At 72.8% G+C, this 16,032-nt stretch carries 15 protein-coding genes; 6 read left to right on the top strand and 9 right to left on the bottom strand.

Features of this window, described 5'->3' with window-relative positions:
* Nucleotides 1–13 precede the first annotated feature (13 nt).
* Nucleotides 14–781 (bottom strand): 3-hydroxybutyrate dehydrogenase, encoded by a 768-nt coding sequence (locus AB7J25_RS09720; protein ID WP_428507319.1) that lies wholly within the window; start codon nt 779–781, stop codon nt 14–16.
* 258 nt (nt 782–1,039) lie between these two features.
* Here AB7J25_RS09720 and AB7J25_RS09725 point away from each other — a divergent pair, with 258 nt between their 5' ends.
* The 3 genes from AB7J25_RS09725 to AB7J25_RS09735 all read left to right on the top strand — a co-directional run bounded on the left by AB7J25_RS09725 (nt 1,040) and on the right by AB7J25_RS09735 (nt 2,815).
* A complete protein-coding gene (locus tag AB7J25_RS09725; RefSeq protein WP_428507321.1) occupies nt 1,040–1,663 on the top strand; it encodes a DedA family protein in 624 nt (207 codons plus the stop codon).
* A 169-nt stretch (nt 1,664–1,832) separates the two neighbouring features.
* Nucleotides 1,833–2,090, top strand: a complete 258-nt coding sequence (locus AB7J25_RS09730; RefSeq protein ID WP_428507323.1) for a hypothetical protein — start codon at nt 1,833–1,835, stop codon at nt 2,088–2,090.
* Between the two features lie 8 nt (nt 2,091–2,098).
* Complete coding sequence (locus AB7J25_RS09735) at nt 2,099–2,815, top strand: 2'-5' RNA ligase family protein (RefSeq protein ID WP_428507325.1); 717 nt, start codon at nt 2,099–2,101, stop codon at nt 2,813–2,815.
* Nucleotides 2,816–2,973: 158 nt separating this feature from the next.
* On the opposite strand, the gene AB7J25_RS09740 is transcribed toward AB7J25_RS09735, so the two are convergent.
* Together AB7J25_RS09740 and gltB are read right to left on the bottom strand one after the other, a co-directional pair.
* Entirely contained in the window at nt 2,974–4,428 is a 1,455-nt protein-coding gene (locus AB7J25_RS09740) for a glutamate synthase subunit beta (protein ID WP_428507327.1), read from the bottom strand.
* A 68-nt stretch (nt 4,429–4,496) separates the two neighbouring features.
* On the bottom strand, nt 4,497–9,065 hold the full coding sequence (gltB, locus tag AB7J25_RS09745) for a glutamate synthase large subunit (RefSeq protein WP_428507329.1): 4,569 nt from the start codon (nt 9,063–9,065) through the stop codon (nt 4,497–4,499).
* 377 nt (nt 9,066–9,442) lie between these two features.
* Between gltB and AB7J25_RS09750 the strand changes: the two genes are divergently transcribed.
* Nucleotides 9,443–10,372, top strand: a complete 930-nt coding sequence (locus AB7J25_RS09750) for a hypothetical protein (RefSeq protein WP_428507331.1) — start codon at nt 9,443–9,445, stop codon at nt 10,370–10,372.
* A gap of 73 nt (nt 10,373–10,445) precedes the next feature.
* On the opposite strand, the gene AB7J25_RS09755 is transcribed toward AB7J25_RS09750, so the two are convergent.
* The 6 genes from AB7J25_RS09755 to AB7J25_RS09780 all read right to left on the bottom strand — a co-directional run bounded on the left by AB7J25_RS09755 (nt 10,446) and on the right by AB7J25_RS09780 (nt 14,733).
* Nucleotides 10,446–11,024 carry a beta-class carbonic anhydrase gene (locus AB7J25_RS09755; RefSeq protein ID WP_428507333.1) on the bottom strand — a complete coding sequence of 193 codons (579 nt, stop codon included), beginning with the start codon at nt 11,022–11,024 and terminating at the stop codon, nt 10,446–10,448.
* Between the two features lie 43 nt (nt 11,025–11,067).
* On the bottom strand, nt 11,068–12,075 hold the full coding sequence (locus AB7J25_RS09760; RefSeq protein WP_428507335.1) for an aromatic/alkene monooxygenase hydroxylase subunit beta: 1,008 nt from the start codon (nt 12,073–12,075) through the stop codon (nt 11,068–11,070).
* Between the two features lie 3 nt (nt 12,076–12,078).
* On the bottom strand, nt 12,079–12,384 hold the full coding sequence (locus tag AB7J25_RS09765) for an MmoB/DmpM family protein (protein WP_428507388.1): 306 nt from the start codon (nt 12,382–12,384) through the stop codon (nt 12,079–12,081).
* Between the two features lie 114 nt (nt 12,385–12,498).
* On the bottom strand, nt 12,499–12,867 hold the full coding sequence (locus tag AB7J25_RS09770; protein ID WP_428507337.1) for a Rieske 2Fe-2S domain-containing protein: 369 nt from the start codon (nt 12,865–12,867) through the stop codon (nt 12,499–12,501).
* 53 nt (nt 12,868–12,920) lie between these two features.
* Nucleotides 12,921–13,184, bottom strand: a complete 264-nt coding sequence (locus AB7J25_RS09775) for a toluene-4-monooxygenase system B family protein (protein ID WP_428507339.1) — start codon at nt 13,182–13,184, stop codon at nt 12,921–12,923.
* A gap of 31 nt (nt 13,185–13,215) precedes the next feature.
* Nucleotides 13,216–14,733 (bottom strand): aromatic/alkene/methane monooxygenase hydroxylase/oxygenase subunit alpha, encoded by a 1,518-nt coding sequence (locus AB7J25_RS09780; RefSeq protein ID WP_428507341.1) that lies wholly within the window; start codon nt 14,731–14,733, stop codon nt 13,216–13,218.
* Nucleotides 14,734–14,984: 251 nt separating this feature from the next.
* Here AB7J25_RS09780 and AB7J25_RS09785 point away from each other — a divergent pair, with 251 nt between their 5' ends.
* The gene (locus AB7J25_RS09785) at nt 14,985–15,128 is read left to right on the top strand and encodes a hypothetical protein (protein ID WP_428507343.1); all 144 of its coding nucleotides are present in this window, start codon (nt 14,985–14,987) and stop codon (nt 15,126–15,128) included.
* A 119-nt stretch (nt 15,129–15,247) separates the two neighbouring features.
* Nucleotides 15,248–15,886 (top strand): MarR family winged helix-turn-helix transcriptional regulator, encoded by a 639-nt coding sequence (locus AB7J25_RS09790; RefSeq protein WP_428507345.1) that lies wholly within the window; start codon nt 15,248–15,250, stop codon nt 15,884–15,886.
* Nucleotides 15,887–16,032 lie beyond the last annotated feature (146 nt).

Consider the following 16,032-nt stretch of genomic DNA (forward strand, 5'->3'; position numbering starts at 1 on the left):
GGTGGGGCAGGGCTCAGCGGGCGGTCCAGCCGCCATCCACGGCCAGCGACGTGCCCGTGATGGACGAGGACGCGGGGCCGTAGAGCACGGCGGCCAGCTCCGCGACCTCGTCCGGTTCGATGAGGCGTTTCACCGCGACCGGGGTGAGCATGATCTCCTCGACGACGGTGTCCTCGGAAATGCCGTGCGCGCGGGCCTGGTCGGCGATCTGCTTCTCGACCAGGGGGGTGCGCACGTAGGCGGGGTTGATGCAGTTGCTGGTGACGCCGCGGGGGCCGCCCTCCAGCGCGATGACCTTGGACAGGCCTTCGAGGCCGTGCTTGGCGCTGACGTAGGCCGCCTTGAACGGGCTGGCGCGCAGGCCGTGCGCGCTCGAGATGTTGATCACGCGGCCCCAGCCGCGGTCGTACATGTGCGGGAGGGTGCGCCGGGCCAGCCGGAACGGCGCCTCCAGCATCACGCGCAGGATGAGGGAGAAGCGCTCCGGGTCGAACTCCTGCACCGGCGAGACGTGCTGCAGGCCGGCGTTGTTCACCAGAACGTCGACCTCGGCCGGCAGTTCGTCGACGGCGTCGAGGTCGGACAGATCGCACGGCACGGGACGGACGGCGGGCAGGTCCTCGGCGAGGGCCTTGACGCCTGCCTCGTCACGGTCGACGGCGAGCACGCTCGCCCCGTCGGAGGCCAGCCGCCGCACGATGGCGGCGCCGATTCCGGACGCCGCACCCGTCACGAGGGCCGTCCGGCCGGAGAGGATGCGTTCACGCGAACTGGTGGTCACCGCGATGACGCTACGTGCGTGAGGAGCATCTCGCTGGGTGGCGGGCAGCCACATGACATGCCTAGTGTATGTGGCCGGAACACAGCTCGAACCCTGTGCGGTCGTCCGGACGGGCACGCATCGCCCACCGTCGCACGACCGTCCGGCGAGCCACCCGCCACCCGAACGGGGCGCTCTGGCACGCTGGACCACGGTTCGTCGCGCGGCCGGGGTCGTGCGGCTCCGGGCGCCGCAGCCGAGCGGAAGGACGACCAGCGCGTGGATCTCACGGCGGTGTGTGCGGCTGTGCTGCACAGCAGCTGGCTCCTGCCGGTGCTCGCCCTGATGATCGCGGTGGACGGTCCGGTGCCGATGCTGCCCAGCGAGACCGTCCTGCTCACGGCGCTCGCCCTCGCGCTCGCCGACCGCGACGTGTGGATGCTCGGTGGCCTCTTCCTCGTCTCGGTGCTCGGCTCCGTCGGGGGTGATCTCGCCGTGTTCGGCCTGGGCCGCACGTCGCGGCGGATCGTGCGCGCGACCGACGGCGGGACCCGGACGACGCGCTGGATCCGCCGCAACGTCCTGCACAGGCCCGGGGTGACGATCGTCGGTGCCCGGTTCGTGCCGGCGGGCAGGCTCGTGAGCACCGCGGCGGCCGGGCGGTTCTGCCTGCCCGCGCGCACCTTCGTTCCATGGTCGCTCGCCAGCTCCTCGGCGTGGGCGCTCTACATGGCGCTCGTCGCGGCCCTCATCAACCCGATCGCGGACGGGCGGCCCGTCTCCGCGCTCCTCGCCGGGATCGCCGCTGGAGTCCTCACGGCCGCGCTGTTCGCCGTCGTCTCGTTCGTGCAGGATCGGCGTTCCGCCGGGAGGCGGCGGTTGGCGCTCCTGCGCGCGGGCTGAGCGCCGGCCCGGGGATCGACCGGCACCGGCGGGGGCTCCCCGTCCCGCCGGCACCGGTCATCGGTTCCAACGGCCCGCGTCACACCCGGTTTCGCTCCGCGCCCGCCCCCGTCGGATGAACCTTCCGCGCCGATGGCGGACGGCCGCGATCCCGGCCAGACTCTGCGGCATGTGGGCACAGACCTGGGTGGCCGACGTCGGCCCTGAGAACGCGCAGCTGCTGGCCACGGAGAGCCGCACCGCGGTCCTCGCCTCCGAGTACCGTCCCCAGGACCTCGGTGACGGGCGCATCGCCTACAGCCACCTCGCCCTCGGCGCGTCCCGCGAGTTGAGCGAGGAGGAGGAAGGGGCGATCACCGACGACGCAGAGGGCCTGCGGGTCTGGGTCGGGGACGACGCCTACGAGCTGGTGCTCGTCGAGGAGTAGGCGCGCCCGTGCGGCTGTTCGTCGCGATCCTGCCCCCGCCGGAGGCGCTCGCGGAGCTGGGCTCGGCGCTCGCACCGCTGCGGGAGCCGGCCGCAGGGGAGCGGGTCGACCCGCGGGTGCGCTGGGTGCGCCCGGAGCAGTGGCACGTCACGCTCGCGTTCCTCGGTGAGGTCGCGGCACCGGCCGCCGACGCCGTTGCGGCGCGCCTGGCGCGGGTCGCCGCCCGGTGCCCGCCGCTGACGCTGGCGTTGGTGGGTGGTGGGCGGTTCTCCGACCGCGTGCTGTGGACGGGCGTCACGGCCGGTGCCTGCGGCGCGAGCGGCGCGACCAGCCCGGCCGGATCCACCGGCGCGACCGGCGGGACCGGCCCGGCCGGAACCACCGGTCCGACCGGCCGGGCCGATCCCGCCGACGTGCGCGCCCTCGCGGCATCCGTGCGGGCCGCCGCGCGACGGTGCGGCATCCCGGGCCAGGAGCCCGATCGCCGCTACCGGCCGCACCTCACCCTGGCCCGCGGCCGCCCCGGCGCCGACCTGGCACCGCTGGCCGCCCGGCTCGCCGGCTTCTCGGGCGCCCCCTGGCCGGCCAGGGAGCTGCACCTCGTGCGCAGCGAGCTGAACGCGGGCCCCGGCGGCACGGCCCGCCACACCGTGCACGGGACGTGGTCGCTCACCGGCCGTCAGCCCGCGACCGGGTCGAACCAGTCCAGATCTTGTCGCGGGTGAACCCCGGTCCGATCGCCACCCCCACCGCACGCCCCGACGAACGGCCCGTTCGTCCAAACCAGTTGGACGAACGCGCCGTTCGTTGCGCGGGGACCCGGGCCCGGGAGGTGTGCGCGGGGACCCTAGGCCCGGGAGGGTGCGCGGTGAGACCCGGAGGGTCAGACGAGCGGCCGGTCCGTCGGCTCGATCGGCCGGGGCAGGATGTGCCGCCCGGTGAGGTACGCGTCGACGCCCGCCGCGGCGGACCGGCCCTCCGCGATCGCCCACACGATCAGCGACTGGCCCCGGCCCATGTCGCCCGCGGAGAACACGCCGTCCACGTTCGTCATGTAGTCCCGGCCTCGCGCCACGTTGCCGCGCGCGTCCAGGTCGACCGCGAGGTCGGCGAGGAGCTTGCCCTTCTCCGGCCCGAGGAAGCCCATCGCGAGCAGCACGAGCTGGGCGGGCAGCTGCCGCTCGGTGCCCTCGACGGGCACGAACCGGCCGTCCGCGTCCCGGGCGACCTCGACGATGCGGATCCCGGTGAGCGTGCCCTCGTCGTCCGCGACGAACTCGGTGGTGTTCACCGAGTAGACGCGCTCGCCGCCTTCCTCGTGTGCGGACGAGACGCGGTAGATCATCGGGTAGGTCGGCCAGGGCATCGCCTCGGTGCGGTGTTCCGGCGGCAGGGGCATGATCTCCAGCTGCGTGACGGAGCGGGCGCCCTGGCGGTGCGACGTCCCGAGGCAGTCCGCGCCGGTGTCGCCGCCGCCGATGATGACGACGTCCTTGCCCTCGGCGCTCACCGGTGGGGCGTCGCAGTCGCCCTGCTGCACGTGGTTGGCCCACGGCAGGAACTCCATCGCCTGGTAGACGCCCTCGACGTCGCGCCCGGGCGCGGGCAGGTCCCGCCAGGCGGTGGCCCCGCCCGCGAGGACGACGGCGTCGAAGTCCCGGCGCAGGTCCGCGGCCGTGACGTCCGTGCCCACGTCCACCGACGCCCGGAAGATCGTGCCCTCGGCCCTCATCTGCTGCAGCCGCCGGTCCAGGCGCGACTTCTCCATCTTGAACTCGGGGATGCCGTAGCGCAGCAGCCCACCGATGCGGTCCGCCCGCTCGAACACGACGACGTCGTGCCCGACCCGGGTGAGCTGCTGGGCCGCGGCGAGCCCCGCAGGCCCCGATCCCACGACGGCGACCTTCTTGCCGGTGCGCACCGGCGCCGGCTGCGGCGGCACCCACCCCTCGTCCCAGGCCCGGTCGATCAGCTCGATCTCGACCTGCTTGATCGTGACGGCATCGTCGTTGATGGCCAGCACGCATGCGGCCTCGCACGGCGCCGGGCAGAGCGTCCCGGTGAACTCGGGGAAGTTGTTCGTGGCGTGCAGCCGCTCGATGCCTTCGCGCCACTCCCCGCGCCAGACCAGGTCGTTCCACTCGGGGATGAGGTTGCCGAGCGGGCAGCCCTGGTGGCAGAACGGGATGCCGCAGTTCATGCAGCGACCGGCCTGCGCCTCGAGCGTCCGGTGCGGGAAGTCCTCGTAGACCTCACGCCAGTCCTGCAGCCGCAGGTCGACCGGGCGGCGCTTCGGGCCCTCGCGGTGCGTGGTGAGGAATCCCTTCGGGTCACCCATGCGCGGGCACTCCTTCGATCGTGCGCCGCGCCGCGGCGATGGTGGTGGTGGACCGGGCCGAGTGAGGCCTAGCCATGCGCGGCCTCCATGATCGCGGCGTTGACGTCGCGGCCGTCGCGCTCGGCGGCGGCCCGGGCCTGCAGGACCCGCTTGAAGTCCTTCGGCATGATCTTGCCGAACCGCTCGACGGCCTCCTCCCATTCGGTGAGCAGCGTCTTCGCCACCGCCGAGTCCGTCTCGGTGTAGTGACGCTCGACGGCGTCACGCAGGAACTCGCGGTCCTCGTCGTCGAGCGGGTCGATGTCGACCATCTCGGGGTTGACGCGGTGGCGCAGCCGGTCGATGTCGAGCAGGTAGGCCACGCCGCCGGACATGCCGGCCGCGAAGTTGCGGCCGATGCCGCCCAGCACGACGACCTTGCCGCCGGTCATGTACTCGCAGCCGTGGTCGCCCACGCCCTCGACGACCGCGAGAGCACCGGAGTTGCGCACGCAGAACCGCTCGCCGACGACGCCGCGCACGAAGATCTCCCCGGACGTCGCCCCGTAGAGGATGACGTTGCCCGCGATGATGTTCTCCTCGGCCGCGAACGGCGCCGACGGGTCCGGACGCAGCGTGAGGCGCCCACCGGACAGGCCCTTGCCGAAGTAGTCGTTGGTGTCGCCGACCAGCCGCAGCGTGATGCCGCGCGGCACGAACGCGCCGAACGACTGCCCGGCCGAACCGGTGAGGGTGACGTCGATCGTGTCGTCGGGCAGGCCCTCGCCGCCCCAGCGCCGGGTGAGCTCGTAGCCGAGCATCGTGCCGACGGTGCGGTTGACGTTGCGCACCGGCATTTCCAGCCGCACCTTGTCGCCGGAGGACAGCGCCCCCTCGCAGAGCTGGATGAGGGTGTTGTCGAGGGCCTTCTCCAGGCCGTGGTCCTGCTCCCGGGTGCGGTGGCGGGCGGTGCCCGCGGGCAGTTCCGGGGTGTGGAAGATCGGTCGAAGATCCAGGCCCGCGGCCTTCCAGTGCAGCGCCGCGGCGTCCGTGTCGAGCATCTCGGCGTGCCCGACGGCCTCCTCCAGCGTGCGGAAGCCCAGCTCGGCGAGGTACTCGCGCACCTCCTCGGCGATGAACCGCATGAAGTTGACGACGTACTCGGGCCTGCCGTCGAACTTCTTGCGCAGGACCGGGTTCTGGGTCGCGACGCCGACCGGACACGTGTCGAGATGGCAGACCCGCATCATGATGCATCCCGACACCACCAGCGGCGCGGTGGCGAAGCCGAACTCCTCGGCGCCGAGCAGCGCGGCGATGACCACGTCGCGCCCGGTCTTGAGCTGGCCGTCGGTCTGCACGACGATGCGGTCGCGCAGGCCGTTGACCAGCAGCGTCTGCTGCGTCTCTGCCAGGCCCAGCTCCCACGGCCCGCCCGCGTGCTTGATCGACGACAGCGGCGAGGCGCCGGTGCCGCCGTCGTGGCCCGAGATGAGCACGACGTCGGAGTAGGCCTTCGCCACGCCTGCCGCGACCGTGCCGACGCCGAGCTGGCTCACCAGCTTGACGTGGACGCGCGCCTGCGGGTTCGCGTTCTTGAGGTCGTGGATGAGCTGCTTGATGTCCTCGATCGAGTAGATGTCGTGGTGCGGAGGCGGCGAGATGAGGCCGACGCCCGGCGTGGAGTAGCGGGTCTTCGCGATCCACGGGTAGACCTTGCTGCCCGGCAGCTGCCCGCCCTCGCCCGGCTTCGCGCCCTGCGAGATCTTGATCTGGAGGTCGCTGGAGTTCACCAGGTACTCGCTGGTGACGCCGAAGCGCCCGGACGCGACCTGCTTGATCGCCGAGCGCCGGGAGTCGCCGTTCGGGTCCGGCTCGAAGCGGTCCGGGTCCTCGCCGCCCTCACCGGTGTTGGACCGCGCGCCGAGCCGGTTCATCGCGATCGCGAGGACCTCGTGCATCTCCTTGGAGATCGACCCGTAGGAGATCGCGCCGGTGGAGAACCGCTTCACGATCGACTCGACGGGCTCCACCTCCTCGATCGGCACCGGCGGGCGCAGGCCCTTACGGAAGGTGAACAGCCCCCGCAGCGTCATCAGCTGTGTCGACTGGTCGTTGACGGCCCGCGTGTACTGCTTGAAGACGTCGTAGCGGCCCTGCCGGGTGGAGTGCTGCAGCTTGAACACCGTGGCCGGGTTGAACAGGTGCAGCTCGCCCTCGCGGCGCCACTGGTACTCGCCGCCGACGTCGAGGGCGCGGTGCGCCGGGCGCACGCCGTCCGCGGGGAACGCGCGCCGGTGCCAGCGCAACACCTCCTCGGCCAGCACGTCGAAGCCGACACCGCCCAGGCGCGATGTGGTGCCGGTGAAGCACGAGTCGATGACCTCGCGGCCCAGACCGACCGCCTCGAAGATCTGCGCGCCCGTGTAGGACGCGACGGTGGAGACGCCCATCTTCGACATCGTCTTGCGGACGCCCTTGCCGAGCGCCTTGACGAGGTTGCGCGACGCCGCGGCCGGGTCCACGCCCGGGACGTCGCCACGCTTGGCGAGGTCCTCGACCGTGGCCATGGCGAGGAACGGGTTCACCGCCGACGCGCCGTAGCCGAGCAGCAGCGCGATGTGGTGCACCTCGCGGGCGTCGCCCGCCTCGACCAGCAGGCCGACCCGGGTGCGGGTCTTCTCCCGCACCAGGTGCTCGTGCACCGCACCCGTGAGCAGCAGGGACGGGATCGGAGCCTTGTCGGCGGTGACCCCGCGGTTGGACAGCACGATGAGCCGGGCGCCGTCCGCGATGGCCTGCGACACCTCCACGCGGATCTCGTCCAGCCGCCGGATCAGGCCCTCGCCGCCGTCCGCGGCGACGAACAGACCCTCGACGACGTGGGAGGCGAATCCGGGCAGCTCCCCGTCGTCGTTGATGTGCACGACCCGGGCCAGCTCGTCGTTGTCGAGCACCGGGAAGGGCAGCGCGATCGTGCGACAGCTCGCGGGCGAGGCGTCCAGCAGGTTGTGCTCCGGACCCAGCAGGCTGCGCAGGCTCGTGACCAGCTCCTCGCGGATCGCGTCCAGGGGCGGGTTCGTCACCTGCGCGAACAGCTGGATGAAGTAGTCGAAGAGCTGCCGGGGCCGCGCCGAGAGCGGTGCGATCGGCGCGTCGTTGCCCATCGAGCCGATCGGCTCCGCCGAGGTGCGGGCCATCGGCTTGAGCAGGACGTTCAGCTCCTCCTCGGTGTAGCCGTACGCCTGCTGGGCGTGGGTGAGCGCAGCCACCGAGGAGAGGTCGCCGGGATCGTCGCGGTGGCGGGCGGGCAGGTCCTCCAACCGGATCAGCCCGGCGTGCAGCCAGTCCGCGTACGGGTGCTCGGCGGCGAGCGCGCCCTTGATCTCGGCGTCGTCCACGAGCCGGCCCGCGGCGGTGTCCACCAGGAACATGCGACCCGGCTCCAGGCGGCCCTTGCGCACGACCGCGGACGGCTCCACGTCGAGGACGCCCACCTCAGAGGCGAGCGACACGAGGCCGTCCTCGGTGACCCAGTAGCGCGCCGGGCGCAGGCCGTTGCGGTCCAGCACCGCGCCGATGACCGTGCCGTCGGTGAACGCGACCAGCGCGGGCCCGTCCCACGGTTCCATGAGGCAGGAGTGGAACTCGTAGAAGGCGCGCCGGGCCGGGTCCATCTCGGCGTGGTTCTCCCACGCCTCGGGGATCATCATCAGCACCGCGTGCGGCAGGGTGCGCCCGGCGAGGTGCAGCAGTTCCAGGACCTCGTCGAACGTGGCGGAGTCGCTCGCGTCCGGGGTGACGATCGGGGAGAGCCGGGAGAGGTCGCCGGGCAGGGCGCCCGAGCGCAGGAGGGCCTCGCGCGCGGCCATCCAGTTACGGTTGCCGCGCAGGGTGTTGATCTCGCCGTTGTGCGCCACGTAGCGGTACGGGTGCGCGAGCGGCCAGGCCGGGAACGTGTTCGTGGAGAAGCGGGAGTGCACCAGCGCGAGGGCCGACGTCACGCGCTCGTCGGAGAGGTCCGGATAGAACGCCTCGACCTGCGGCTCGGTGAGCATGCCCTTGTAGACGACGGTGCGCGGCGACAGGCTCGGGAAGTACGTGCCCGTGGCGTGCTCGGCCCGCTTGCGCAGGCAGAACGTGCGGCGCTCCAGGTCGATCCCCGCGGGCGGCTCGGCGCCGTCGGCGAACTCCGCGCCCGCGACGAACAGCTGGCGGAAGCTCGGCATCGCCGAGCGGGCGGTGGGACCGATGCCGGCGCCGTCCGGGTCGGTCGGCAGCTCGCGCCAGCCCAGGACGGTGAGGTTCTCCTCGGCGGCGAGCGCGTCGATCCGCGCCACGGCCTCGTCCGCCGCGGCGCGATCGACCGGCAGGAACGCGATGCCCACCGCGTAGGCGCCCTCCGCGGGCAGGGCGAAGTCCACGACCTCCCGGAAGAAGGCGTCCGGGACCTGGATCAGAATCCCCGCACCGTCTCCGGTGTTCTCCTCGCTGCCGCGCGCACCGCGGTGCTCCAGGCGCAGCAGCGCGGTGAGGCCCTTGCGGACGATGCCGTGGTCGCGACGTCCTGTGAGATCGGCCACCATGGCCACACCGCACGCGTCGTGTTCCTGAGTGGGATCGTAGAGGCCCGGGGACGAGTCGCTGATCGCAGCCAACAGTTCCTCCTGTCGTCTCGGTGCACCCCGACGACAGCATCGGGACGACTAGTGGTCCGAAGAGAGTATCCGACGGCCCCTCGGCGCGGCGATGATCGCCCGTGGGGCATCGGTCGGGCCGGGCCCCGGGCGTCCCCGGGCACCGCGCCGCGCCCGGTTGACACCGTGGTGGGGTGGCGTCCGGTGATCAGGGGTTCGGGTGCGTGCCCGCACACGGCGTCGGATGCGGCTCGCGCTGCCCAATGTGACATGCCGCCCGGCGTTGCGCCAGTGCTCGCAGAAGTTGTGCCGGTCTCCTCCGCCCGGCGCCGTGACCTGCGCCGGATAGCCCGAACGGCCGTGGCACGCGTCCCTGTGGCCGACCATGATGGCGCGCTGTGGGGCGGGGGACGGTGCGGCGGGCGGGATGGTCGCACCGGCTGTCGGTGATCGTGCTGGCCGCCACGCTGGCCGTGCTGCTCGCCGTTCCCGCCGCCGGGTCACCCGCTGGCGGCGCGCTCGTCGCGCAGGCCCTGCGCACCCCCGGGACGGGCAGTTACGTGTTCACCGGCTACCCGCCGCTGGCGGACCGGCCCGTCCGGGTGTGGTACTCCGCGCCCCGCGACCCGGCCACCGCGCAGATCGTCGTCGCCGTCCACGGGCTCAGCCGCGACGGCCGCGCCCACCGCGACGACTGGGCCCGACTCGTCGCGGGCCGCAACGTCCTGGTGCTGGTCCCGGAGCTGACCCGGGCCGCGTACCCCGACTACAACACCGGCCACGTCGTCGACGACCGCGGTGTGCGACAACCACCCGATCGGTGGACATTCCCGCTCGTCGAGGCGCTGTTCGACCACGCCGTCGCCGCCACGGGCAGCCGGGAGCGGGACTACGCCCTGTTCGGCTTCTCCGGCGGAGCGCAGTTCGTGCACCGCTTCGTCGAGCTGATGCCGGTCCACCGGGCGCGCGTGGCGGTGGCGGCGAATGCGGGCTGGTACACGATGCCCGACGACACCGTGCCCTACCCGTACGGGCTTGCCGGGGCCCCGGTGCGGTCGGCGGGGCTGGGCCGGGCGTTCGCGACGGAGCTGGTGCTGCTGCTCGGGCAGCGCGACACCGATCCGCGCGACCCCTCGCTGCTGCACGATCCGCGCGCCGACCGCCAGGGGATGCAGCGGCTCGAACGGGGGCGGGCGTTCTTCGCCGCCGCCGCGCGCACCGCCCGCGCGCACGGGTTCCCGCTGCACTGGCGGGTGTGGGAGGTCCCGGGGCTGGGGCACGTCCACGCGACGGCGGCGCAGGCGGCGCTGCCGTACCTGCTGGTGTGACGGGGCCCGGCCGCGCTGCACGGACGGCAGCGCGGCCGGGCCCGTCGGAAGGTCGTTCGAGTACCCGGTCGGCTCAGGCCGCCGCGCCGATCGCGGTGGCCTCGGGGACCTCGAGCAGCCTGCCGGACTTGACGTCGTAGATGTAGCCGTAGACGGGGATCCGGGCGGGCACGAGCGGGTGGGTCTTGATGCGGCGGACGTCCTCGACGACGCTCTTGGCGTTGTCGGCGATCGTGAGCCAGTCGATGTAGTCGCCCGCGTGGGAGCCGGGGCCCTCGCCCACGTCGTAGAAGCCGTTCTCGCCGAGTGCTGCGGTCTCCAGGCTGTTGGCCAGCAGGCCGCGGATGACCTCGTCGGTGAAGAACTCCATGCCGCAGTCGGTGTGGTGGATGACGAACCACTCCTTGGTGCCCAGCAGTTTGTACGAGATGACGAGCGAGCGGATGGCGTCGTCCGACGCGCGGCCGCCTGCGTTGCGGGTCACGTGCGCGTCGCCCTCGGCGAGCCCCGCGTACTTGGCCGGGTCGAGGCGGGCGTCCATGCAGGTGAGGATCGCGAACCCGCGGGCGGGGGGCAGGGCGAGCTCGCCCTTCTCGCCGAAGGAGGCGGCGTACTCCTCGTTGGCGGCCAGGACCTCGTTCAGGACGGACATGGGTTCCCTTTCGTGACGGGGTGGGGGTGGATCCGGGGCGGGCTCAGCCCGCCCAGTCCGTGTGTAGCCCGGCGAGCGACCGGCGTACAGCGTCGGCGACGCCGGCGGGCTCGGCCGGGACGGGCGCCTCGGCGAACAGCGGGGCCAGCCCGGCCACGGCCGCCTCGGCACGCGGCAGCCAGGCCTGCTCCCATCCGGCGAGCACGGCGCGGTTCTCCGGGCGGGCGTCGATCGCGTAGCGGGCGAGCGCGGTGCTCCACTCCCGGCTGCGCTCGCCGTCGCGACGCGCCTCGTGGAGCAGCTGCGCGGTGAGGTCGTCGCCGTTGGCCTCGGCGAGCGCGGCGAGCCGGTCCAGGAACAGCGCGTCGAGCGCGGGTTTCACGACGAGGTTGAGCGCGGTGAACGCCTCGCCCCAGTCGTAGGCGATGAGCAGGCGTTCCAGCGTCTCCCGCGCCGGCTGCCAGGCCGCGTCGTCCTCCCAGCGCCTGCGGGCGAGACCGGCGTCGGCGATCTCGGTGCCGTGCACCGTCGCGAGTGCGACGGCCCGGTAGGCGATCCACTGCACGGCGCGCAGCTCGTCGGCCGCCTGGAAGTAGGACGCGTTGGCCACCGCAGCGCTCGGCGCGAGCTGCCCGACGTAGAGGCCCGCGAGCTGCAGCACGTGCAGCGCGAACCGGGCGGGCACGTACAGCCTGCCCAGCACGGCGACCCAGGCGGGGTCGAGGTGCGCGTCGTGGTCGAGCTCCTCGAAGTGGTCGACGACGCCCTCGGCGTAGGTCTCCCGGTCGTGCTGGGCGGCGATGTAGCGGCGGTAGTTGAGCTGGGCGGGGTCCTGGAAGCCCTCCCAGTCCGGCGCGGCGAGCGGCGAGCCCTCGCGGTGGCGCAGGTACCACCGGTTGATCGGGCTGTCCGGGTCGAGGTCGAACGGCGCGGGTCGGCGGCCGAAGTGGTAGTGGAACCGCCGGGTCACCACCTCGTACTCGGTCGGCTTGCGGCGCACGGCGTCGGTGACGCTCCAGGTACGCAGCCGGGACGGGACGGTGGAGGTCATGGGTCAGTCCTCTCGTTCCAGGTACCAGACCAGCTCGTCGTCGGCCGCGTAGCGCATGCGGCCGGCGAACCCCGAGATGGCCGGTTCGAGGCTGGGCAGCGGGAGCGGGTGACCGGCGGCCTCCTCGAGGCTCGCCCGGGTGACCCGCAGGTAGCGCTCGGCGTGGATGCGCACGTAGCCGGAGCGGTCCTCCACGACGATCGTGCGGTCGGGGTTGTCCTTCTCGATCGCCGTGCGCAGCGCGTCGACGATGTCGGGGTCGAAGCCCCGGACGACGGGGCCGACCAGGCGGTGCCGGGCGTCGGTCATCTCGCTCACTGCTCCTCGCTGACGCTCGTCGCCGGTGCGCGGCGCTGCTGTGTCTGATGGCGACCTCGCAAGCTCGGTCGCGTCCGTTCGGTGTGGTGTGCGGGCAGGTGGGCGCTACTCCCGGCATCGGTGGTGGTGGCGGACGCCGTCCTCGGGGATCCCGACCTCCACCCGGTCGCCGTCGCGGCGGACCGGGAAGCGGTAGAGCGCGCAGCCCGGCGGGTTGACGCCCTCGCCGGTGTGCAGGTCGAACTCCCAGAGGTGCGCGGCGCAGGTCAGGACGGTGCCGTCGAGATCGCCGTCGGCGAGGGAGAACTCCTGGTGCGGGCACCGGGCCTGGTAGGCGCGCAGCTCGCCGCCGGGCAGGTGGGCGAGCAGCACGCGCTCCCCGCCCGCGGCGACCTCCAGCAGGTCGCCCTCCCACAGGTCGTCGAGCCCGGCGGCGGGCACCCAGCGCACCGTGGCGGTGCGCCCGCCGCTCATCGAAGGCCGGCCTGCTCATCGGCGAACGCTCTACTCATCGAAGGCCGCCCTACTCATCGACGAACGCCCTGCTCATCGAAGAACGCCTCGACGTGGTCGAGCAGGCCCAGCCCGTACTCGCCGATCGGCCGGTCCGGGTCGAGCACGCGTCCGTCGTAGCGGACCCCGACCGGCGCCGCCCGCGCCGGGATCCGCCTGCCGACGACGTGGTGGGCGATCTTCTGCCCGACGACGGCGACGCTGTCCTGGTCGTCGACCGCCACCAGCAGCCCGACGAAATCGCCCTCGAACACCGCGCTGAGCGGTAGTGGTGCCATGGGTTGCTCCCTGGGTGGGGTGGGGACGGGATCAGGGGCGCACGCGCGCGCCGTTGGTCGCGGCGGGCTCGTGCGCCCAGGCGTAGCCGGTGGCGTCCTGGCCCTGCTCCGCCTCGGAAAGGCCCATGTAGGCGAGCACGCCCCCGAGGTCGGGCGGGCTGATCCGGCCCAGCAGGAAGCGGTCCACCAGTGAGAGGTGCCCGGCGAACCGCTCCGGGCGCTCCGTGAAGATCCACTTGCAGGGCCGGGAGCAGAACAGGTATGTGCGCCCGTCGTGGACGTGCCGCAACGGCTCGGGCGAGTCGAGATGGCCGGCCTCGACGCCAGCCGGGCGGACGATCGGCAGCTGGCACAGGTTGCACACCAGCGGAAGCGTCTCGGGGAAGGTGTCGGCGATCCGGCCCGCGCGGACGTTGTCCCCGATGACGTCCCAGTACCCGCCGAACGTCCGGTTCCAGCCCGGGTACTTGGCCTCCAGCCACTCCCGCTCCGCACGGGAGACGCCGGCGTCGGGGTTCCACCACACGGTCGGCCGCCAGTTCCAGACGCCGAGGTGGATGGCGTGGTGGTACCAGTTGAGCTCCGCGACGAACTCGTCCCAGTACCAGGCGTGGTCGAGCCCGAAGTCGCGGAACTGGTCGGCGAACTGCTTGATCACCCACTCGTCCATGAACTCCTTGAACGACATCGTGCGGTGCTCCAGTGGCGTGTAGTAGTCCATCGACAGGCCGGTGAGCAGGGCGAACACCCGCCAGGACCGCCAGAACATGTGGTCGATGAGGAACTGCGCGTACTCCTTGTGGCCGTTCTCGATCAGCACGCGGATCGTCGGCTCGCCCTGCTGGGCGTGGCGGGCCTCGTCGGTCTGGATGCTGGAGATGAGCGAGCCGAACTCGATGTCGCCGACGTCGAGGGCGTCGGCCGCCATGCCGAGGAACTGCAGGTTGGTGAACCCGGTCTCCAGCGTGAAGGTGAGCTGCAGCGCGAGCGAGGCCGCGTCGTTGGCGACGAACATGTCGTCGAAGAGCTGGCGGACGGCCAGCACGATCCAGTTGTCGGTGTGGAAGGCCTTGAGCGCCCAGTCGCTGCGCGGCTCCTTGCCGATCGAGCCGTGCGGGAAGAAGGCCTGGATCTGGCCGTGGCGGACCTCGTCGAGCGTGCCGAAGGTGGCGGTGTTGCGCCAGGCCGCCGCCCGCCCGAACCGGCCCATCCGCGCCTCGCCGATGGAGGCGAGGTACTCCGGCATGGTGATCGCGCCGTAGTGGGCGAGGATGGCCGACTTCCATCCGGGGTCGAGGTTCTCGAAGATCTTCGAGCGGGCGGTGGCGCTGCGCACGGAGTAGGTCGTGGTGTCCTTCGTGACCTGGTTGTGCACGTACTCGCGATAGCCGATCTTGTACGGCTCGTCCCAGGCGAGCCAGCTCCCGGCGGACACCCGGTGGGTGCCGGAGAGGTCCTCGGGAAAGGCCTCCTCGTCGGAGACGTAGCGGAGGGTCCAGTTGGTGTCGCGGGCGAGGTCGTACCAGTCGCTGCGGTTGAGGCGGGGCACGGTCGTCTCCTTCGTGCGGGACGGCGGGTCGTTGCGCCGGAAGGGTCGAACCCGGGGTCCGGCGGACGGTGCCGGGCGGGCGCGGGCGCGCGCCGGTGGCGGAATGCGGACGGCGGACCGCGACGGGAGGGTGATCAGTGGGCGATCACGGCGTGCGCGGTGCCGGGTCCCGGGTCAGGACGTCGCGTGGCGGACGAGCGGGAGCCTGGTCAGTGACGACACCCGTGGGCGCAGACCCGGAGGAGGTCGACGTGCCTGCGGCTGACCAGCCGGACCGCGCAGGCCAGCACCGCGCGGACGCGAGCGGCCTGCGGGTCGCTGTGATCGCCTACGGGCTGCGGCATGGTTCCTCGTCGTCCCTGGCTGGGTGGTCCGGCTCGGGCCTGCTCGGGTGATCGGACCGGCGGGGCGGACGGCCCCCGGCCGATGATCACTTCCGCTGCGGAGTCTAGCGACGACCGCGCGCAGATATCAAGGAGTCCTGATTGTTAGCTCTGCGGAGTACCGTGGGGCCGTGCGGCCACCCGGAACACCCGAGGAACGCCACCCGGGCCTCGATGCCAAGATCGTCGCTGGGCTGGACCGGATCGGCGAGGCTCTGGGCGTGCTGGCCCGGCGCGCGGCGGAGGCCCACGACCTCTCGGTGACCCAGATGCGGCTGCTGGCGCGCCTCGCCGCAGGCCCGCCGCCGGACGCCACCACCAGCGCGCTCGCCCGCGAGCTCGACGTGACCGATCCGACGGTCAGCGACGCGTTCGGTGCGCTGCGCCGGAAGGGGCTGGTGGAGCGGGAGCAGAACCCGCACGACCGCCGCCAGTACCACCTGCGTCTCACGCCGGCCGGCCGGGAGGTCGCCGCCGCGGTGGCGCGCTGGACCGCGCCCGCCGAGATGCTCACCGCCCGCATCGGGCGCACCGAGGCCGAACAGCTGCTCGCCGGGCTCCTGGAGGTGCTGGGCAGGCTGTGCGCGGGCGGGCTCGTCGATGGGGTGCGCGCGTGCTCCACGTGCCGCCACCTGAGGCCCGGTGACGGCGCGGGCCCGCCGTACCGGTGCGCGCTGTTCGACGTCCCGATGGGCCACTCGGACCTGCGGGTCGACTGCGCCCAGCACGAGGTCCTGCCGCAGCCCGTCGGAGCCCCCGGCGCCGCCTAGCCTCCGCGAGTTGCGCATCTCGCCGGCGCGAGTTGCGGATCTCGCCGGCGCGAGTTGCGCGTCTCGCCGGCCGGATCGGCCCGGATCGACGCTGGATCGACGCTGGATCGACGCTGGATCGACGTGGCGTGCCGGCCGCGCCGCCG

The sequence above is a fragment of the Pseudonocardia sp. genome (genome assembly GCF_050246655.1).
Taxonomy (GTDB): domain Bacteria; phylum Actinomycetota; class Actinomycetes; order Mycobacteriales; family Pseudonocardiaceae; genus Pseudonocardia.